3 protein-coding genes and 1 pseudogene are annotated in these 1,028 nt (G+C 52.5%); 3 read left to right on the forward strand and 1 reads right to left on the reverse strand.

From position 1 onward, the window contains the following. The 3 genes from QZ506_RS16960 to QZ506_RS16970 form a co-directional block, all read left to right on the forward strand. On the forward strand, positions 1-113 hold a 113-nt coding region (locus QZ506_RS16960), incomplete at its 5' end, for an IS1 family transposase (protein ID WP_291968255.1). After that, positions 113-607, forward strand: a complete 495-nt coding sequence (locus QZ506_RS16965) for an ABC transporter substrate-binding protein (protein WP_291972673.1) — start codon at positions 113-115, stop codon at positions 605-607. The genes QZ506_RS16960 and QZ506_RS16965, both read left to right, overlap by 1 nt. Further along, positions 585-902, forward strand: a complete 318-nt coding sequence (locus QZ506_RS16970; protein WP_291972675.1) for an ABC transporter substrate-binding protein — start codon at positions 585-587, stop codon at positions 900-902. Before QZ506_RS16965 ends, QZ506_RS16970 begins: the two co-directional genes overlap by 23 nt. 44 nt (positions 903-946) lie before the next feature. Here the strand turns inward: QZ506_RS16970 and QZ506_RS16975 are convergent. Beyond that, positions 947-1,028: pseudogene (locus tag QZ506_RS16975) on the reverse strand (lipoprotein); the annotation flags it as partial.

Below are 1,028 nucleotides of genomic sequence, written 5' to 3' on the forward strand. Positions count from 1 at the left end.
CACTGCGTAACCGATTGCAACGGCTCAATCGCAAGACGCTCGGATATTCAAAATCATCCGAAATGCACGACAGGATCATCGGTACTTACATCGAACGCGAGTACTACGTTTGATGCTACATCAACTCATTGAATACACGACCCAAATACACCCACGCGCCAGAAGCACCTTTGCTAACGTTAGCGACATTAAAACCCCCGATGCGCTGGCTGCCGTCTTTGAGTTATCGCACTCTGCTCCTTATTTGCTGCGCGAGTTTGCCGCCGGTGAAACACCGATTCTGCCAAAACACATCTATGACGTGCCGGGCAGCGACCCACTGAAAAATGCCAATAACAATGCGCCAGTCGGCACCGGTCCGTATGTTTTCAGCGAATGGGTACGAGGCAGCCATATTGTCTATAAACGCAATCCCAACTACTGGGATAACCCAAAGCCCTATCTGGACCAGTTGATCGTCAAGTTCCAGCAGGATGCAGTGGTGCGCACGCTGGCGCTGGAAACCGGTGATGCCGACATCGCTTACCGAACGCCGGTTGCGCTGAGTGAAATTGCCCGATTAAAGAAAGAGGGCAAGCTGGGCTTTGAAACCAAAGGGAACAATTAATTACAGCGTTGCATCGCTGCAATTCAACCTGGATGACAAGATTTTCAAAGACCTGCGTGTGCGTCAGGAGTTTTCTCACGCCATTGACAGGGATGCACTGGTGCGCATTGCCTACTTTTGCCTGGCGACGCCGACAGCATCTCCCGTTGCCCCCGGTTTGAAAACCTTCCACGATCCGTCGCCGACCCCGTATCCCTTCGATCTGGCGGCCGCTAACCGACTGCTGGATGAAGCTGGATATCCGCGCGGCGCAAACGGTACACGCTTTAGCATCACGCTGGACTGGCTTTGTTGAATAAATCAGAACTTGTAACGACTGCGCCCCATACGGGTCGATTGTTACGTGATGCGAATACTGTTCGGCATTCCTAATAGCGTGATCCGGTTAAGCGCTTTGACCATGGCCATGGCTTCACCCACC

The sequence above is a fragment of the Candidatus Symbiopectobacterium sp. genome (genome assembly GCF_020054415.1).
Lineage (GTDB): Bacteria > Pseudomonadota > Gammaproteobacteria > Enterobacterales > Enterobacteriaceae > Symbiopectobacterium.

Coding starts and splice junctions, on each gene's coding strand:
- QZ506_RS16965 (WP_291972673.1), top strand. CDS start 113: ATGCTACATCAACTCATTGAATACACGACCCAAATACACCCACGCGCC.